General features: G+C 26.8%; 15 protein-coding genes and 1 tRNA gene. 5 read left to right on the top strand and 11 right to left on the bottom strand.

Annotated features, from left to right (window positions below):
• Nucleotides 1–101: 101 nt before the first annotated feature.
• Nucleotides 102–980, top strand: a complete 879-nt coding sequence (locus A2J15_RS01950) for a LysR family transcriptional regulator (RefSeq protein WP_066779564.1) — start codon at nucleotides 102–104, stop codon at nucleotides 978–980.
• A 72-nt stretch (nucleotides 981–1052) separates the two neighbouring features.
• Entirely contained in the window at nucleotides 1053–2918 is a 1866-nt protein-coding gene (gene rpoD, locus A2J15_RS01945) for an RNA polymerase sigma factor RpoD (RefSeq protein WP_066779561.1), read from the top strand.
• A gap of 8 nt (nucleotides 2919–2926) precedes the next feature.
• Here the strand turns inward: rpoD and A2J15_RS01940 are convergent, their stop codons facing one another.
• Nucleotides 2927–3436, bottom strand: a complete 510-nt coding sequence (locus tag A2J15_RS01940) for a SixA phosphatase family protein (protein ID WP_066779558.1) — start codon at nucleotides 3434–3436, stop codon at nucleotides 2927–2929.
• Between the two features lies 1 nt (nucleotide 3437).
• Nucleotides 3438–3950 (bottom strand): rhomboid family intramembrane serine protease, encoded by a 513-nt coding sequence (locus A2J15_RS01935; protein ID WP_066779556.1) that lies wholly within the window; start codon nucleotides 3948–3950, stop codon nucleotides 3438–3440.
• Between the two features lie 95 nt (nucleotides 3951–4045).
• Here A2J15_RS01935 and A2J15_RS01930 point away from each other — a divergent pair, with 95 nt between their 5' ends.
• On the top strand, nucleotides 4046–4462 hold the full coding sequence (locus A2J15_RS01930) for a PepSY-like domain-containing protein (RefSeq protein WP_066779555.1): 417 nt from the start codon (nucleotides 4046–4048) through the stop codon (nucleotides 4460–4462).
• Between the two features lie 2 nt (nucleotides 4463–4464).
• On the opposite strand, the gene A2J15_RS01925 is transcribed toward A2J15_RS01930, so the two are convergent.
• Genes A2J15_RS01925 through A2J15_RS01905 form a run of 5 tightly spaced genes read right to left on the bottom strand, consistent with a single transcriptional unit; the run spans nucleotide 4465 to nucleotide 11386 of the window.
• The gene (locus tag A2J15_RS01925; RefSeq protein ID WP_066779553.1) at nucleotides 4465–6069 is read right to left on the bottom strand and encodes an AAA family ATPase; all 1605 of its coding nucleotides are present in this window, start codon (nucleotides 6067–6069) and stop codon (nucleotides 4465–4467) included.
• A gap of 3 nt (nucleotides 6070–6072) precedes the next feature.
• Nucleotides 6073–7323, bottom strand: coding sequence for a tRNA (N(6)-L-threonylcarbamoyladenosine(37)-C(2))-methylthiotransferase MtaB (gene mtaB, locus A2J15_RS01920; RefSeq protein ID WP_066779551.1), 1251 nt, complete (start codon nucleotides 7321–7323; stop codon nucleotides 6073–6075).
• Nucleotides 7320–8888: a mechanosensitive ion channel family protein gene (locus tag A2J15_RS01915; RefSeq protein ID WP_066779546.1), complete on the bottom strand. Its 1569-nt coding sequence runs from the start codon at nucleotides 8886–8888 to the stop codon at nucleotides 7320–7322. Before A2J15_RS01915 ends, mtaB begins: the two co-directional genes overlap by 4 nt.
• Complete coding sequence (gene aroB / locus A2J15_RS01910; protein WP_066779544.1) at nucleotides 8885–9940, bottom strand: 3-dehydroquinate synthase; 1056 nt, start codon at nucleotides 9938–9940, stop codon at nucleotides 8885–8887. Before aroB ends, A2J15_RS01915 begins: the two co-directional genes overlap by 4 nt.
• A 45-nt stretch (nucleotides 9941–9985) precedes the next feature.
• Nucleotides 9986–11386, bottom strand: a complete 1401-nt coding sequence (locus A2J15_RS01905; protein ID WP_066779539.1) for a COG3400 family protein — start codon at nucleotides 11384–11386, stop codon at nucleotides 9986–9988.
• A gap of 31 nt (nucleotides 11387–11417) precedes the next feature.
• On the opposite strand from A2J15_RS01905, the gene tgt reads away from it, so the two are divergent.
• Nucleotides 11418–12539 (top strand): tRNA guanosine(34) transglycosylase Tgt, encoded by a 1122-nt coding sequence (tgt, locus tag A2J15_RS01900; RefSeq protein ID WP_066779536.1) that lies wholly within the window; start codon nucleotides 11418–11420, stop codon nucleotides 12537–12539.
• A gap of 110 nt (nucleotides 12540–12649) precedes the next feature.
• Nucleotides 12650–12726: transfer RNA gene (locus A2J15_RS01895), tRNA-Arg, on the top strand.
• 105 nt (nucleotides 12727–12831) lie between these two features.
• Here A2J15_RS01895 and A2J15_RS01890 read toward each other — a convergent pair.
• The 4 genes from A2J15_RS01890 to A2J15_RS01875 are packed head-to-tail and all read right to left on the bottom strand — an operon-like array spanning nucleotide 12832 to nucleotide 18589.
• Nucleotides 12832–16068 (bottom strand): cytochrome c biogenesis protein, encoded by a 3237-nt coding sequence (locus tag A2J15_RS01890; protein ID WP_066779534.1) that lies wholly within the window; start codon nucleotides 16066–16068, stop codon nucleotides 12832–12834.
• Nucleotides 16069–16084: 16 nt separating this feature from the next.
• Nucleotides 16085–16780 (bottom strand): ABC transporter ATP-binding protein, encoded by a 696-nt coding sequence (locus tag A2J15_RS01885; protein WP_066779530.1) that lies wholly within the window; start codon nucleotides 16778–16780, stop codon nucleotides 16085–16087.
• Nucleotides 16767–17537 carry an ABC transporter ATP-binding protein gene (locus tag A2J15_RS01880; RefSeq protein WP_066779527.1) on the bottom strand — a complete coding sequence of 257 codons (771 nt, stop codon included), beginning with the start codon at nucleotides 17535–17537 and terminating at the stop codon, nucleotides 16767–16769. Before A2J15_RS01880 ends, A2J15_RS01885 begins: the two co-directional genes overlap by 14 nt.
• Nucleotides 17534–18589 (bottom strand): branched-chain amino acid ABC transporter permease, encoded by a 1056-nt coding sequence (locus A2J15_RS01875; protein WP_066779524.1) that lies wholly within the window; start codon nucleotides 18587–18589, stop codon nucleotides 17534–17536. Before A2J15_RS01875 ends, A2J15_RS01880 begins: the two co-directional genes overlap by 4 nt.

The following is an 18589-nucleotide window of genomic DNA, read 5'->3' as shown; positions in this document are numbered from 1 at the left end:
TTTAAATTTTTGTTATTATATTTTTTTTATTAAAATTATAAAAATATATTATTTTAATTTTTATAATAATTTTTTTTTATTAAAATAAGGATGAAAATCGCATGAAAATTAAAGATATGGAAGTTTTTTTAGATCTTTTAAATACACAAAGTCCTACAAATACAGCTAATAATTTTTCTATTACCCAACCTAATGTTTCAATAATAATTAAAAATTTAGAAAATAAATTAGGAAGTATTTTATTTGAAAGATTGGGAAAAAAACTCTTACCTACGCCAAAAGCTTTAGAATTAGGAAAAAATTGGATGAAACTTGTTCAAGAATATCACAAAAGTTTAGAAAATTTAAATGAAGAAAACACTCTCTTAGGAGAAATTAAAATAGCTTCTACTCAAAGTATTTGCCAACATTTTTTAGCCCCTATTTTATTTGATTTTAAAACAGAATTTAAAAATATCATTATTCACATACAAACACATAATTCAAAAGAATGCTTACATTTAGTAAAAAATGGAGATATAGAATTTGCCATTATTGAAGCGGAGCTAAATCCAGATTTAACAGAATACGAAAATCTGCAAATAGATTTTTGGAAAAATGATGAACTAGTAGTGGCAACTAGTAATATAAATTTAAGCAAAAAAGAATTTTACATAGATGAGCTTTTACAACAAAAATGGATTTTAAGAGAACAAGGATCTGGCTTAAGGGATAAATTTTTAAATGAAATTGGTATAAGCATAAAAAAACTGAATATTTTTTTAGAACTTGATTCAATAGCTGCCATTAAAGAACTTATTTTGCAAAAGCAAGCCATTTCTATTTTTTCCAAAAAAAGTATAGAAAAAGAATTAAAAAATGGGATGCTTTATGAAATTAAACTTAAAAATATCGATCTAAAACGTAAATTTTATATCGTAAAAAGAAAAGATTACAATTTTAATAGAGCTTTGGAAAAATTTGAAAAAATGTTTAAATAATAAAAGACTTTTATATGGAAAATTAAGAAATTTTATAGTAAAATTTAAAGCTTAATATAAAAGGAAAAATTAATGAATGCCAAAATTCAAGAAACTGAATTAGAAGAACTATTTCAAGAAAATGCAAAAGATTATATTACCTATGAAAAACTTGTAAAATATCTTACCAAACAACCAAATGCCACTATTGCTAAAAAAATACAAACCTTGATGAAAAAACATAAAGTGCAACTTTTTTCAGCAGCTGAAATTGCTCAAATGAAAAATATAGAAGATGCAAAAAGACTTCAAGAAGAAAAGCGAAAACTTCAAGATACTAGCCTTGAAAATGAATTTGATTTAGCTAATGAAAATGATTTATTAGAATGGAGTAGATCAGATTCTCCTGTACGCATGTATTTACGAGAAATGGGACAAATTGCTTTATTAAATAAAGATGAAGAAGTTGAAATTTCTAAAAAAATAGAACTTGGAGAAGATATCATTATCGATGCTTTTTGTTCTGTGCCTTATTTAATTGATTTTATTTTAGACTATCAAGAACCTTTAATCAATAGAGAAAGACGGGTTAAAGAATTGTTTAAAAGTTTTGATGATGAAGATAAAGGCGAAGATAAGCTTGATGAGCTTGATATTGACGAAGATGACAATGAAACAGAATTAGAAGTAGAAGAAGAAAATACTAAAAAAACTCACAAAAAAGAAGATGAAAGAACCCTAAAAGTTATTGAAAAATTTAAAGCTCTTGAAAAAGCTAAAAAAGACTGGCTAAAAGTTGCTAAAGATAAAGAAAGCGGAGATGAACTTTTAGATAAATTAAACATTGCATTTAAAAAAAATATTTTAAAAGAAAAACTTATGGATTTAGGTCCTACTTCAAAACTTATAAGTGAAATTGTAAAATCAATGGAAACAGCTTTAAAAAGTGATGAAGAATTCGATAAAGAATTAAAACGTTTAGAATATCGCTTGCCTATGTTTTCTGATGAACTTAAAAAACGTCATGCAGATATTTTAAAAGATATCACCAAATTAAGCAAAGAAGAAATCACAGAAAGATCTTTAGAAACGACTATGGTAAGCACCTATATGGAAATTAAAAAACTCTTCCAAACTAAAGAAGCTAGTGAAAAAAGTTTTGACCTTGAAAAATCACGACTTAAAGAAATTTTAGAACAAATTAAACGCGGTAAAAAAATCTCTGATGAAGCTAAAGGTAGAATGGCCAAATCTAATTTACGTCTTGTAGTAAGCATAGCTAAACGCTATACAAATCGTGGTTTACCTTTTTTAGATCTTATTCAAGAAGGCAATATAGGATTAATGAAAGCTGTAGATAAATTTGAATATAAAAGAGGCTATAAATTTTCTACTTATGCAACTTGGTGGATTAGACAAGCTATCTCAAGAGCTATAGCTGATCAAGCAAGAACCATTAGAATACCTATTCATATGATAGAAACGATTAACCAAATCAATAAAATTATTCGCGAATACTTACAAAAAGATGGCAAAGAACCTGATGTAAGCATTATAGCCAAAGAAGTGGGATTAAGTATAGATAAGGTAAAACAAGTCATTAAGATTACAAAAGAACCCATTTCCCTTGAAGCACCTATAGGTAACGAAGATGATGGCAAATTTGGAGATTTTGTAGAAGATAGAAACTCACTTTCTCCTATGGAACATATTTTAAAAGATGATTTAAAAGAACAAATTGATGAAGTTTTAGATCAATTAAATGATAGAGAAAAAGCAGTCATTCGCATGCGTTTTGGACTAATGGAAGATGAAAGTGATAGAACCTTAGAAGAAATAGGTAAAGAACTTAATGTTACTAGAGAAAGGGTAAGACAAATTGAAAGTTCAGCTATTAAAAAGCTTAAACATCCTAAAGTAGGAAGAAAACTTAAAAACTATATAGAAGGGTGGAAATAAAAAATATTTTAAAAATCCAAATCCTTCTCTTTTGGTTTTTTTATATGATCAAAAAATATTAATTTTCCACTATGCTCTTTTAAATTTTTAAATTCATTAATATTAAATTCTAAACATAATATGGAAGAAGTTGGAAAAGAAGCTAAACAAAGCGAACTTAATAATTCGCCAAGTTCCATTAAAAGAGGATTGTGCCCTATTACAAATATTTCATCAAATTGTTTATCTATATCTTGCAAAGCTTTTAAAACAAGATTAAAATCACCAAAATATAAATGCTCATTAAATTGAATTTTATTTTTATTAAAATTACAAAATTTAGCTATTTTTTTAGCTGTTTTAGCACTTCTAATAGCAGGACTTGATAATATAAAATCAGGATGTATTTGATATAAAGCGAGTTTTTTACAAAGTTTTTTGATATCTTTTTTTCCTTTTTTGGTTAGTTTTCTATCAAAATCATTAATATTTTTATTTTTACTTGCTTTTGCATGTCTTATAATATAAATCTTTTTCATTCTACCTCTTTAATTTAGCCAAAATATAGCCACAAATAAAACCAAAAATATGACCATACCAAGCAACATTTATACCCATAAATAAGGGGACAAAACTCATAAGCAAAACCGCAACTATCAATCCTTTTGTACTACTTTTATCTACAAAAGAATAAAAGCCCATCAAAACGCAAATTGCACCGCTAGCACCCACAAGTTTGATACTTGTTCTAAAATAAACAAAATCAAAATATACATAAAAAGCACTTAATAATGAACACAATAAACCTCCTCCAAGGTAAAGCAAAGCAAAACGTAAAGAACCCAAATATGTTTCTAAAATACGACCAAATTGAAACAAAACTATCATATTTAAAATAAGATGGGTAAAATTCCCATGTATAAACATAGTGCTTAAAAGTTGCCAATAAGCACCATGGAAAAAGAAAATATTAAGTCCTAGGATATTATGATAATCATAAGAAATTAAAAAATATAATAAAATATTTAAAAAAATTAAAAAAAGTGTAAACAAATATAGCCTTTTATTTTTCTAATATTGTCTTTAAATTCACATAAAATTCACCTAAATTCTTTATAATTTTAACAAAAATATCATTAGGAATGAAATTGAAAGTTAAAATTTTAAGCATTATTCAAATCTTATTTATATATTTAAATGCTGATATTATCATATCTGCTGAAAATTTACCGCCTATTGCTAAAGAATTTTTACAAAATCATTTTAATGCCCCTATAGGCATAGTCCAAAAAGATAAAAATTCTTACGAAGTTTATCTTAGCGATGGTACAGAGCTTGAATTTAATATAGATGGAACCTGGAAAAAAATAGAAAATAAAGCTTTACCTTTTAAATTAGATTTTTTACCTAAAAATCTAGCCAATATTATCGTAAATGAATTCCCTGAACTTAAATCCAGGGAAATTGAAAGAAAAATCAATCATTATAAAATTAAATTTAATAATGGTATAAAAATCCTTATAGATTTTAATGGAACTATTTTACACCGAGAAAAAGATGATTAAAATTAAACTTGCATTATATTTTTAACATCACAATATTCTAATTTTTCCTTTTCAAGTAAGATTTCAGATAATTTTAAAATTTTATCCTTCATAGAATGCAAAAATTCATCTGTTTCTTTTTTTTGTTGATTTAAATTCGATTCTTCTAACATATCAAAACTTATCATATATTCAAGCAATTCCTTAACTTTTAAAAAATCATTTTGTGAATTAGTATAGGTTTCATTATAAATTAATTTCATAGCTCTAGATCCTGATAAATAAACTTTTATGCGATTTATAAGTTCTGATTTTGATCTTATATTATATTCATATTCTTTAAAACGATCTTCTATAAGCGTAATTTTTTCAAATCCTATATCAAAATAATAAGCACTTAATGCCTTTGCAGCTTGATAAGTAGCTTGAATTTTTTTCTCTTCATCATTAAAACTTAAAATCTTTTTCTTACCTAAAAGTACTTTATTTAATACAGCATAAAAATCACTTTCTTCAACCAAAGTACTATTTCTTCTTAAGGCATTAATGGCTGCTTCATTAACCAAAGTTTCAAGACCTGCCCCGCTAAAACCCACACTTACTTTAGCAATTTTATTTAAATTGACATTATTATTCTTATCTTTCATATAAATTTCTAGAATTTTTAATCTATCTTTAAAATCAGGTAAAGATAAAAAAATTCTTCTATCAAAACGTCCTGAACGAAGCAAAGCAGGATCCATAAGCTCAATTTTATTGGTTGCAGCTATAACAATAACTCCGCTATTATCTTCAAATCCATCCATTTGAGTTAAAAGTTGGTTTAAAGTGCTATCCCTTTCTACATTAGACATTTCACCCCTAGCCTTCCCTACAGCATCAATCTCATCTATAAAAACTATACTAGGAGCCATCATTTTTGCCTTAGAAAAAAGCTCTCTTACTCTTTTTGCACCCATGCCTACATAAATTTCAACAAAACTAGAACCACTTTGATAAAAAAATGGTACGCCAGCTTCCCCTGCAACAGCTTTAGCAATAAGGGTTTTACCAACTCCTGGAGGACCTACCATTAAAACGCCTTTTGGCATTTTTACACCAAATTCTTTATATTTTCTAGGATTTTGTAAAAAATCTACAAGTTCACTAAGCTCCATTTTAACTTCATCAACACCTGCTACATCATTAAAAGTAATATTTGAAATCACAGATTTAATATTAGAATTTTCTAAATTAGTATTAGCACTAGGATTTTGATTTTTATTTAATATAGGGTATTTTGCAATCTCTTTTTTACGTGCAAAATAACCAAGACTTAATAAAAGCGTAATAATAAAAATAAATAAAATAAAAAATACCCAAAGAGTATTATCTTGTTTATTTTCTACAGGAACTTTTTCTAAAAGTTCTTTAATATCGACACCTTCTTTAATAATAACATAATTTTCTGCACTGGTTTTTAACCAAATTTCATCCTTATCTATTACAGCTTTTTGTATTAAATTCTGGTTTAATAAACTTTGATAAAGATTTTGATCTATATATTTTGGTTCATTTTTAAAATATAAAATTCCAAAAAGTATGCATATTATTATAAAAGAAATAAATATAATTTTCTTATTTTTCATTAACTAACCTTTTAAATTTGCAAAATTAAATTTTTCTTGTACTTCATATTCAGAAAGAGTAATCCATTTTTTAATTATATTATGATCACTTTTAAGCTTAATTTTATTAAAAAACTGGTCATAACCTTCAAAAAAATCTTCTTTTTTATTTTCTATTAAAATTTCAAGTGGAATACGATTTTTACACCTAAATTCATAATTATTTTTATCTACTATAGTTTTTAAAGTATTTAATCTTTCTTTAGCTAAAGCACCATTAATAGTATTTGTCATGGTAGCAGAATGAGTATTATTTCTAGGGCTAAAAATAAAAGCGTGAATATGAGTTAAAGGAAATGCTTTAAAATGCTCTAAAGCTTCCTTCCATAATACTTCATTTTCCCCTGGATGACCTACTATAAAATCAGTTCCTAGTGCATAACCTTTACTAGCTATAGTATTAAAAAGTTTTAAATCATCACTTGTGTGCGATCTTCTTCTCATTATACGAAGCATTTTTTCACTTGTATGTTGTAAAGCAATATGCAAATGCCTTTCAAGCCAAGGTTCATTTAAAATTTCTAAAAAACTTTCATCAATTTGTGCAGGTTCTAAACTACCCAATCTTATACGTTTTATGCTAGAAATTTTTCCCATTTTTTGCAAAAGCTTACCTAAACTTGTACCCTTTTTCAGACCATAAGATCCTATATTTGTTCCAGTTAAAACGATTTCACTATAACCTTTTTCTCCTAAAATTTCTACCTGTTTTAAAAGTACACTTTCATCAACACTTCTTGACTTACCTCTTACACTAGGAATAATACAATAAGAGCATGCAAAATCACAACCTTCTTGAATTTTAACAAAAGCTTTTGTATGATTTTTATATTCATAAACTATATCTTTATCGATAAAATTTAAATCTCCAGGCTCATAAAAATTTGTTTGCAATCCTAAAAAATCATTAATTTTATGCTTATTAGAAGCTCCAAAAACACCAAAAACTTGTTTATTATTTAAAAGCTCTTTACCCTTGCTTTGGGCTCCACAACCTGTAAGTATAATTTTAATACCTTTTTTTTGCATAGTATTAATATAAGATTTAATACCACTATCAGCCCCATTTGTTACCGTGCAAGAATTAACCACAATAATTTGTGCCATATTTTCATCATTTGTGATCTCATAATCTTTTATATAAGTTTTTAAAAGTTCGGTATCATAAATATTTGTGCGACATCCAAAAGTTTTAAAAAAAACTTTTTCTTTCAATCTTTGTCCTTTATATGAAAATACATTTTATTATCATTCTCAAAAGAATTTTGATTTAAACTTTTTAAATATAAATTTTGAGAAGGATAAGCAATTTTAATATCTTCATGCTTATTAAATTCTTTTATAATCTCTTTACTAATAGCACTTCTAAGCACTAAAGCTGCATAGGCATTAGTCATATACCAAGCTGAAATTCTCATTCCCCAATGTTCAAAAAACATAAAAAACCTTGGTTCAACTTTAGGGTTTTTAATATTATATTCATGTTGCAAACGTGCCATGCTTTTTCTAGCAAGCTCAGTATAACCTTTAGCATTACGTGTAACTATATTTTCTACAATTTCTTGTGCTTTATCTAAATTACTATCAAAAGTAATGCTTATATCTATACCATCAAGTACTGTTTTCATACCATGATGGGTGTAATTTGCAAGTAAATTAGTAAAAACAAAATTATTAGGTATAAATATGATACGCCCGCTGCGGCGATTTTTACTATAAGTTTCAAGTGTAAGATCTTCATAAAGCGTGATACGTAAAAAAGAAATATCTATAATATCACCTATATACATAGTGTCATTTTGAAAAACTTTTACACGATCTCCTACTCTAAAACTACCACCAAAAACTATTACACACCAACCTAACATAGACATAAACATATCCTTCATGGCTATGGCTAAACCCGCAGAAGCAAAACCAAGTATAGTTACTAAATAAGTAATATTTTCTATATAAGCAAATAATAAAATAAGAAAAATAATATTAATATTAACAAAATTAATAATTTTAGTCGCAGTATAATATCTTTCGTGATCTTTAATATATTTTTTTACAATAAATTTTAGCATAAAAGCTATAGCTATAACAATAATAATAGCAACAAATATATTAATAGCTCTTAAAGTTTGCACCTTAATCTCAGCACTTACTCTTGCAAGCTCTTCATCAATTTTTTTCTCATAAACAGAATAAGAAACGCTAGCAAAATTTAAAGCTTGATCAAATTCTTCTAATTTTTTATCCGATGCTTTTAATGCTTTAATATTTTTAACATTGGGTTTTAGTTCAACTAATTCTCTAAGTTCTAAATTTTTTTCTCTAATCTTATCTACTAAATTTTTAAAATCATTAAATTTAAAAGCATATTCTTCTTTTTCTCCTTTTAATTTTTTAATATGAGAAAAAGCACCTATAATAGCTAAAGGATTAGTAAGCTTAGGTAGTATTTCTATACTATTTGGCGTACTAAGACTTTGAGCAAAATTTAAAGCTTTATATTCTTTAAGCAAACTTAATTGTTCTTCTAAATTAGCTATTTTACGTTTTAATTCCTCTTGTTGGTGTATATCAGAAATTTTTTTTAAACTAAGATTTAATATAATTAATTCATCATTAATATCTTGATATTTTATAAAATTTTCATAACGTATATTCCAAATACTAGCACTAATAACTGCATCTAAAGTTTTAATGTTTTCATTAATATCATTAATCATAGTGCGATTTATATCACCAAAAAGACTCATTACAAAAACAAGTAAAATAATAATTTTTTTCATTGAAACTCTCTTAAAATTGCTATAATATCTTCTTTAGAAATATCGCTTTTAATAAGACCTTGACCTAAAGGATTAGCAAGAATAAAATTAAGATTTTTATTCACACTTTTTTTATCCATAAAAAAAGTTTCATAAAATTCATCAATATGATTTATTTTATAATAAATAGGTAGATCAAATTTAAGCAAAATATTTTCTATTCTTTGGCATTCTATCTTAGTTAAATATCCTAATCTTAAAGCTAAACGATTAGCCATATTCATACCTATAGCAACAGCTTCACCATGTAAATAAATTTTATAATCTGTAAGTTTTTCTATAACATGAGCAAAAGTATGTCCATAATTTAAAAGCATTCTAAGATTTGATTCTTTTTCATCTAATTCTACAATTTTTGCTTTAAGTTCTACCCCTTTAGCAATAATTTGAGTAAAAATTTCATTTTTACAGCTAGCATTTAAAAAACTCTTTTGATCAAGACTTTCTATAAAATCAAGCAAATTTTTGTCAAAAATAATGGCCATTTTAATAAATTCAGCCATACCAGCACTAAGTTCTTTTGAACTTAAAGTTTTTAAAAATTCACTTTGGCAATATACAGCTTTTGGTTGGTAAAAGGTGCCAATAAGATTTTTACCAAAATGATTATTAATACCTGTTTTTCCACCTACTGCAGCATCCAAGCAAGCCAAAAGAGTTGTTGGAATATTGATAAATTGAATTCCTCTTTGGTAAATACTAGCCACAAATCCACCCATATCGCTAATAACTCCTCCTCCAAAACTTATAAGTACACTTTTTCTATCAAGTTTAGAATTAAACATTTGATTTAAAATCTCTTCTATAGTGGCTAAATTTTTATATTCTTCTCCATCTTTTATAGTCGCAATAAAAAGATCTTTTGCCTTGATTTTGGCCAATAATGTTTTTAAATGAAAACCTGAAATTTTAGGATTTGAAAGTATAAAAACCTTAGTATCAAATTCTAAATTTTCCAGCTCATCAATATACACTTTATAAGGATTTTGTTTTAATTTTACTTCTATTTGCATCAAACACTCTTTTTTAATTTTATTCTATCACATTTAATTAATTATTTATTCCACTGGTATAAAAAGTTGATAATTTTGTCTCATTTTATAATAATGTCTATTTAAATTCATACTTAAACTTCTACCAAAATTACGATTTAACAATTCTTTTTCAAAACTTATAAATTGTAGTAAATTTTGGCGATATTGCAAATTTAAAAGAGGATTTTCATCGCTTTTATTAATAATTTGTATATTTTTATCATAAAGCTTAGATAAGCTTCTAAAATATTCTTCCATATCTTTAGTATTTTGCAAATTAGGATTATAATAATATAAAATCACTTCAAAACCTAATTGTTTACTTAAATCAGTAATCACATTAGCATTATTTTCAAGCTCACTTTCATTTGCACTTAAAATAATTGCTTCTTTAATCTGATCAAATTCTTTTTCTCCTATTTTCATAATAGGTATTTTCAAATCAAAAAAAACTTTTTTTTCTTTTTCAAAATTATTTATATCAGTAATAATTAAACCAATATCTTGATTTTGTAATTGTGTATAAATTTGTTTAAAATCTGTATGAAAAAAATCAAAAAATACTCCTTGTTTTTCATAGGAAAATTCTTTCAATTTTTTATACATAGGATCTAAACTAGGATTAATTACATGAATAAAAAATTTCTTTGCATTAATTTTTTGAGTTAATTTCAAAGTGGTATTTAATATTTTTTCTTGTATTGTTTCACTCATATTTTTCATATCAATTAAAGCAAAAATATTATTGCCAAAAGGAATAGGAAATTGTCCTGATTTTTCTCTGATATTATGAAAAATACTTTGCAAGACAACAGGATCTCCAACAATTAAAATACTATCATTAGGCTCTAAAACAAAAGAAGGTTTAACAAAATAAATTTTAGAATTTCTATAAATAAGAACAATGCGCCATCTTTTTTGCTGTATAGAACTAATGTGTCTATAAGCAAAGATAGAACCTGCTGGAATTTTCACCTCCATGATTTCGCCCAATCCTAAACCTATATATTGAGCAGTTAAAGCTATATCTGGCAAGAAATCCATAAATCTACGACTTAAAGTCATTCTAGCATCAGCTAAATTAGTATGCGCATCATTAATACTTAAACCCCAAAAATCCATTATTTCTATTTCTAAATTTGGATCTAAAGAACGCAAAGCTTCGTAACTTTTTTTAGTTTCAAATTCATCTTGCATATAAATAAAAGCTTGCTTAAAATCTTTAGTCATAATATTTTCAAGACGCGCTACACTTGTAGGATCAAAATAATACAAATCAATATCTTCACCAAAAATATTTAAATTATTTTTCTGTGCATTGTGACATATAATAGTAAAAAAATATCCCAATCCTTTTTCAAGACAAAGCCTTTCTAAGAAATGCTTTGCTAAAATACCATCTATTATAATTAAAATATTATTCATCACTTCACTCCAAAAAAGGAAATTATAACAAATGGAATTTAAATTAAAGTATAAAGATAATATGGCTAGAGTTTGTCAAATAAATACAGCACATAGTAGTTTTTTAACTCCTATTTTTATGCCAGTTGGCACACTTGGAGCCATAAAAAGCCTTGATGCTAATGATATTAAAAATGAACTTGATGCAAAAATTATTTTAGCCAATACCTATCATATGTATTTACGTCCAGGTTCTAAAATCATAAAAGATTTAGGAGGATTACATGGTTTTACAAAATTTAATAGAAGTTTTTTAACAGATAGTGGAGGATTTCAAGCTTTTTCTTTAAGTAAAAATTCCAAACATTTTGATGAAGGCATAGAATTTAAAAGCCATATTGATGGTAGTCGCCATTTTTTTACCCCTAAAAATGTCTTAAATGCACAATATGATTTTAATTCTGATATTATGATGATATTAGATGATTTAATAGCCTTGCCTGCAGATAAAAAAAGAATAAAAATTTCTGTAGATAGAACTATAGCATGGGCTAAAGAAGCTATTAATTATCATAAAATTATGCAAAATCAAGGTATAGGCTTAAAGCAAAATATTTTTGGTATTATTCAAGGTGGCACAGATTATGAAGAAAGAAAACGCTGTGCCTTGGCTTTAAATGAAATGCCTTTTGATGGAATAGCAATTGGAGGGCTTAGTGTTGGAGAAGAAAATTCTTTAATGTATGAAACCGTACAAAATTTAAATCCTTTTATGGATGAAAACCGTCCTAGATATTTAATGGGTGTTGGTACACCTGAAGATTTAGTAGAAAATGTTGAACGTGGGATTGATATGTTTGATTGTGTTATGCCTACAAGAAATGCACGAAATGGAACTTTTTTCACAAATTTTGGCAAATTTAATATCAAAAAGACCGAATTTATTAACGATCATGAACCCATAGATCAAACTTGTTCTTGTTATACTTGTCGTAATTTTTCACGCGCTTATTTAAACCATCTTTTTAAAGCCAAAGAATTAACCTTTTTTCGTTTAGCAAGTTTACATAATTTATATTATTATCTCGAACTTACAAAACAAATGCAAAAAGCAATACTTTCAAATTCTTTTTCACAATTTAAAAAAGAATTTTATACCAAAAGAAGAAAATAATACATAAAACAAATAAAAATTATATTAAGACAAAATACATAAAAGTCAAACTAATAGGTAAAATTTTGGTTTATTTTAAGGAAATTTATATATAATTTTAACTCATTTTTGCGCTCATAGCTCAGCTGGATAGAGCATTTGATTGCGGTTCAAAAGGTCAGAGGTTCGAATCCTCTTGAGCGCACCACTATACATTCTTTAGCTACTTATTTATATGTAAAAAAATAATTTTGCTTATCGTATAAAGTTTTCGCTAAGCTTTTACATAAAACTTAGCAAAATTCTTTATATTTTATAATTTAGCTATTAAATCACGCTTTCTTCTTGCTAAAAGAGCCAACACTATCATAAGTGCAAAACCCCAATAAACATAATTAGGAATTTGCGCTGCTTCACCTGCTGCATAAGAATGAAGTCCTGTTAAAAAATAATTTACACCAAAATAAGTCATAATAATAACCCAATAAGCAAACATACTCCATAAGGCAAAAATAAACTGATTAGAATATTTTGGAATCATTCTAAGATGCAAAATAGCTGCATAAACAAGAATACTAACTAAAGCCCAAGTTTCTTTAGAATCCCAACTCCAATATCTTCCCCAACTTTCATTAGCCCAAATCGCACCCAAAAAATTCCCTGTAGTCAATAAACAAAGTCCTAAAATCATAGCCATTTCATTAATTCTTGTTGCTTCTGTAATATTCCTTAAAATATTAATATTAACTTGTTTATCTTTTTTAAGAAAACACATTAAAAGCAAAGTAAAGATACCAAGCAAGGCACAAAGCCCTAAAAATCCATAACTCGCAGTAATAACAGATACATGAATACTAAGCCAATAAGAATTAAGCACAGGAACAAGATTTGTAATTTGTGGATTCATTTCACTCAAATGCGCAACCATTAACACAACCCCTGATAAAATCGAAGTCAATGATAAGGCTATAGGACTTTTTCTAGAAAAAAAGATACCAGATAAAGATAAAGCCCAAGCTATGTAAACCATACTTTCATAACCATTACTCCATGGGGCATGATCAGATAAATAAGCACGAATTCCAAGTCCTATTGTATGTAAAACAAAGGCTAAAATATTTAAAATATATACTATTTTAAATATAAAAACAATTTTTAAATTAGGCATGATCATTTTTGAAAAAACAAGAATTAAAAGCAAAAAACCTGCAATTAAATATATAGGAGCAAGTTTGAAAAAAATCTCTGCTTTATTTGAAAAAATTTCCATTTGCACCTTTGTTTGATTAGGCATAACTTTGTATCCTATTTTTTCTTGATATTCTTTAATAAAGCGCAAGGCTTGATCAGCCTTGGTCCAATTTTCATCCTTAAAAGCTTCTTCAACCGTGCTAAAATAATTTTGTATTAAGGCTATAACTTGATATCTTTCTTCTCCTTTAAGGGTTACTACAGCAGAAAATGGAGCAAGCCAAACATTGTTAGGATCATTTTGCACAGGAATAATTTTAAACAATTCGCCGCTAAAAATTAAATTAACAATATTAGCTCTTTCATCTAATTTTAAAATTTCTTTATCAAAAATTCCTCTTGCATTAGGATTTTTACGATTTGCATTTTCAACATATTTTTTAAGCTTATAATTAGCATTATTGTCAAAAAAATCTTTATAGGCAATATATTTGGTACTAGGAACAAGTAAAATATTGGCAATAGCATCACGCACAACTTTATTTTGTGGCATTAAAATAAAAGGCTCCATTTGCCATTTATCCACATTAATCAACATAGAAAGCATAATAGCATTAGAACTTTGCCCTTTATAAGTTTGACTTTGATGAATTTTTTCTAAAATTTCTTTTGATAAAGTATCAAAAGGAACCATTCTTCCATCAGATGATTTTTGAACTATTAAAGTTGCAAGATTTTTAGCATGTTCTGCATTTACTACAGGCAAAGTTAAATTATCTTGAGCAAAAGTTTTTTCTATTCCTAAAAGTATTAATGAAAAAACCAAAATAGCACTAGTATTTTTTAAAGTATCTTTATTAATTAATCGTGCTAAGGTTCTAAATCTAGAATATGGATTTAAAAAATTAGCAAACATACCAAAACAAAGTAAAAAATAACCTATATAAGTTGGAATTTTACCTGGGTCCTTATTAACCGATAAAACCGTACCTTTTTCATCTTGATCATAAGAACTTTGATAAAATCTATAACCATCATAATCTAAAACATTATTCATAAAAATTCTATAGTCAAAACTATTATTACGATCCTTTACAGTAATTTCACTCGCATAAGAAGAAGGAGACATAGATCCTGGATAACGATCTAAAATAAAATCTTTTAAATAAATATCAAAAGGTAATTGTCTATAAGAAAGTGCCCAAGAAACAAAGAATTTTTGTCCTGCAAGTTCAACAAGTACAGGTTTATTGTATTCAAAAACATAAAATTCTTTACTTTCATTTTTATAACTTAATTCTAATTTTAAGGCATTATTTCCTGTTAATTCTATATTATTTTCATTGCTTAATGCAAATTCTTTAAAATGTAATAATAAGGAATTTTTCCAATTTTGAGGCTCACCAAAAGTAGAAATTAACATGGTTCTAACTAATTCCAATCCTACAGATTTTAACCACAACCAAAAACTTTCATCTTGAGGTCTATTAGACCCTTCTAAAACTTCTTTTGCATGCAAAGAAGCAAATTTAACAACAAAGTTGATATCTTTTATTTCATAAAGTCTTTTTTCTCTAACATTAACTTTTTCTCCAGATTCAAGTTTTAAATTGCTTCCATCTAACATATTTAAAAAATGTAAATTTTCACTCGAACTTAAAGTTAAATTTTCATCAATTTTAACAAAGGGTGCTTTAACATTATCATTCATGAAAGCAAAATCAACCCCTCCTATATTTTTAACCTCGCCCTTTTGAAATTTAAGATCAACGCCTTGTTGCGCTTTTTGAGAAAGCATTAAAACAAGCAAAGGTTCAGAAGTATTATTTTCTTTATAAATATAATGAGCATTTAAAATTAAATCTTTATACTTTAACACAGCCTCATCATCTAATTGAAGCTTTAGTTTAAAAAAATTAGCAAAGGGCAAATTTCCAATATAACGATCATTAACAACACTATAATGCTGCCCATCTTTAATAGCAAAAAAATTAAGAGAAGTCTTAGAGCTTTCTATAGATGAATTTTGAGTATGTTCCCTGATTGCTAAAATACCTTCAAAGCCAGCATATCGTGTCATAACAGACCCTACTAAAATAAACAAAAAAGAAAGATGAAAAATTATCAAAGGTAATTTTTTCATCTTAAACATTTTATAGTAAAACATACCGCATAAAAGATTAATACCGAGTAAAAGCTGTATATATTCAAACCAAAAAGCATCATATATCATAGCCCAAGCAGTTGGACTTCCATAAGCACTTTCAATAAAAGTTGCCAAAGCACAAAAAAATGCAAAAAGTAAAAATAATATAATAGAAACTCTTAAATCTCCTATACTTTTTATTATATTTTTCATTATTTATCCTTAAATCTCACAATCCTAAATATTTTTTTCTAATTTCATCATTACCTATTAAATTTTTAGCCTCATTTTCCATAACTATATAACCATTTTCTAAAACATAAGCATAATCACTTATTTTTAAAGCAGAATAAGCATTTTGCTCTACTAAAAGTATAGTTATACCTTCTTCTTTTAAACGTACAATAATATCAAACACTTCTCCTACTATTTTTGGAGCAAGACCCAAAGAAGGTTCATCTAACATTAAAAGTTTTGGTTCACTCATTAAAGCTCTTGAGATTGCAAGCATTTGAGCCTCCCCTCCACTCAAAGTTCCAGCTAAAGCATGTTTTTTACTTGCTAATCTTGGAAAAATTTTATACATTTGTTCTTTTAAATGTTCATAATTTTCACTGTTATTAAAAGCACCTATTTTTAAATTTTCTTCTACACTTAAATTAATAAATACGCGTCTTCCTTCAGGCACTAAAGCTATTCCTTTTTGCACCAAAGTATGAGTTGAATGTCTTTTAGTATCAAAACCTAAAAAAGTAATCTCTCCTGTTTTTTTAACTGAATTTAAAAGTGCATTTAAAGTCGAAGTTTTACCAGAACCATTTGATCCTATAAGCGAAACAATACAACCTGTTTGCACTTTAAAATTAATACCTTTAACTGCTTCAATCAAACCATAATAAACGTGTAAATCCTTAACTATAAGCATCAAAATCCCCTAAATATGCACCTATAACTTCTTTATGATTAATAGCATCACAAAGCTTTCCCTCAAAAATTGTTTTTCCATAATCAAGCACAAGAACACGATCACAAAGTTTATTTACAAATTTCATATCATGTTCTATTAATAAAATACTCATTTTATAATCTTTTTTTAATTTAAAAATAAGTTCAGCAAGATCATCACTTTCAGAACTATTCATGCCAGCAGCAGGTTCATCAAGCAACAATAACTTAGGTTGAGTTGCCATTGCTCTTGCAATTTCGACTTTTCTTTGCTGCCCGTAGCTTAAACTGGTAGCTTTTTCAAAAGCTAAGGATGCAATACCAAGTTCTTCTAAAATAGCATAAGCTCTTTCTTTAAATATTTTTTCCGTTTTTCCAAAACGTCCTAAATGTAAAAAAGCTTCTAAAACATTATATTTCATTTGTTTATTAAAACCGATTAATACATTTTCAAGCACGCTCATACTAGAAAAAAGTCTAATATTTTGAAAAGTTCTAGCTATACCCAAATGAACGATTTTATGGGCTTTTAAATGATCTATTCTTTGTCCTAAAAATTCAACTGAACCCGAACTAGGCTTATAATTGCCTGTTATAATATTAAAAAGAGTTGTTTTACCAGCACCATTAGGACCAATTAAAGCAAAAATTTCTCCTTCATAAATTTTAAAAGAAGTTTCATTAATAGCTTTAACATTACCAAAATTTTTTGAAATTTGTTTTAATTCTAAAATCACTTCTTACCCCTTTTTTCATTAAAACATTTTCCAATCTTTTTTAATAAATCACTTAATTCATAATATCCCATAATTCCTTTTCTTGCAAAAAGCATCACTAAAATTAATATCAAAGAAAAAACAACCATTCTAAAACCTGGAGTTGATTCAATATGAAGATTTAAAAAATTTATTTTTATATTTAGTTCATCCAAAAATCTCAGCCATTCACTTCCACCTATTACCAAAACCGAACCTATAATAGCACCTGTAGTTGATCCTAATCCACCTAAAACAATAATAATTAAAAGTTCAAAAGTAAGTAAAAAATCAAATTGCATTGGAGATACTGTTGTTAAAAGACAAGCTAAAAGCCCTCCGCCAAGACCTTCTAAAAATGCTGAAGTACCAAAAGCTAAAGTTTTAATCCAAAAAGTATTAATACCCATTGCATTTGCAGCATCTTCATCATCTCTTATAGCTTTCATAGCACGACCATATTTAGAATAAACTATATTTAAGATTAAAATAACAGCCACAACAGCAATACCACCTGTCCAATAAATAGTAGAAAATTGCGGGATATCCACAAGCCCCCTTGAACCATTAGTAATAGAAGGGAAATTAATGGCTATGATTTTTATAATAATTCCAAAACCTAAAGTTACAATAGCTAAATAATCACCCCTTACGCGAAATACAGCAAATGATAAAATAAGAGCGAGTAAAGTTGCACAAAATCCAGCTGCAAATAAAGCTAATAAAAAAGAATTTGAATGTATAGCCAAAATAAAAGCACTAGGTCCATCTAAAAAAAACTGATCATTTTTTGCATCGCTGCTTAAAAGAATCAAAGCTGCCACATAAGCACCAATAGCTACAAAACCATTAGGTTCTAATGAAAATTGTCCTGTTACTCCATTAATAAGATTATAGCTAACAGCTAAAATAATAAAAATAGTAATTTGATTAAGAATGTTTAAGCCATAATCTCCAAAAATATATGGAGAAATAAAAATAAAAATAAATGAAATAATTAAAAAAAATAAATGCGAAGTTTTAATTTTAAGCAT

Origin of the sequence: Campylobacter hepaticus, from assembly GCF_001687475.2 — a bacterium.
Classification (GTDB): Bacteria; Campylobacterota; Campylobacteria; order Campylobacterales; family Campylobacteraceae; genus Campylobacter_D; species Campylobacter_D hepaticus.
This window is presented reverse-complemented; position numbering and strand designations above follow the sequence as displayed.

Coding starts and splice junctions, on each gene's coding strand:
- A2J15_RS01950 (WP_066779564.1), top strand. CDS start 102: ATGAAAATTAAAGATATGGAAGTTTTTTTAGATCTTTTAAATACACAA.
- rpoD (WP_066779561.1), top strand. CDS start 1,053: ATGAATGCCAAAATTCAAGAAACTGAATTAGAAGAACTATTTCAAGAA.
- A2J15_RS01940 (WP_066779558.1), bottom strand. CDS start 3,436: ATGAAAAAGATTTATATTATAAGACATGCAAAAGCAAGTAAAAATAAA.
- A2J15_RS01925 (WP_066779553.1), bottom strand. CDS start 6,069: ATGAAAAATAAGAAAATTATATTTATTTCTTTTATAATAATATGCATA.
- A2J15_RS01915 (WP_066779546.1), bottom strand. CDS start 8,888: ATGAAAAAAATTATTATTTTACTTGTTTTTGTAATGAGTCTTTTTGGT.
- aroB (WP_066779544.1), bottom strand. CDS start 9,940: ATGCAAATAGAAGTAAAATTAAAACAAAATCCTTATAAAGTGTATATT.
- A2J15_RS01905 (WP_066779539.1), bottom strand. CDS start 11,386: ATGAATAATATTTTAATTATAATAGATGGTATTTTAGCAAAGCATTTC.
- tgt (WP_066779536.1), top strand. CDS start 11,418: ATGGAATTTAAATTAAAGTATAAAGATAATATGGCTAGAGTTTGTCAA.
- A2J15_RS01890 (WP_066779534.1), bottom strand. CDS start 16,068: ATGAAAAATATAATAAAAAGTATAGGAGATTTAAGAGTTTCTATTATA.
- A2J15_RS01885 (WP_066779530.1), bottom strand. CDS start 16,780: ATGCTTATAGTTAAGGATTTACACGTTTATTATGGTTTGATTGAAGCA.
- A2J15_RS01875 (WP_066779524.1), bottom strand. CDS start 18,589: ATGCTTAAAATTAAAACTTCGCATTTATTTTTTTTAATTATTTCATTT.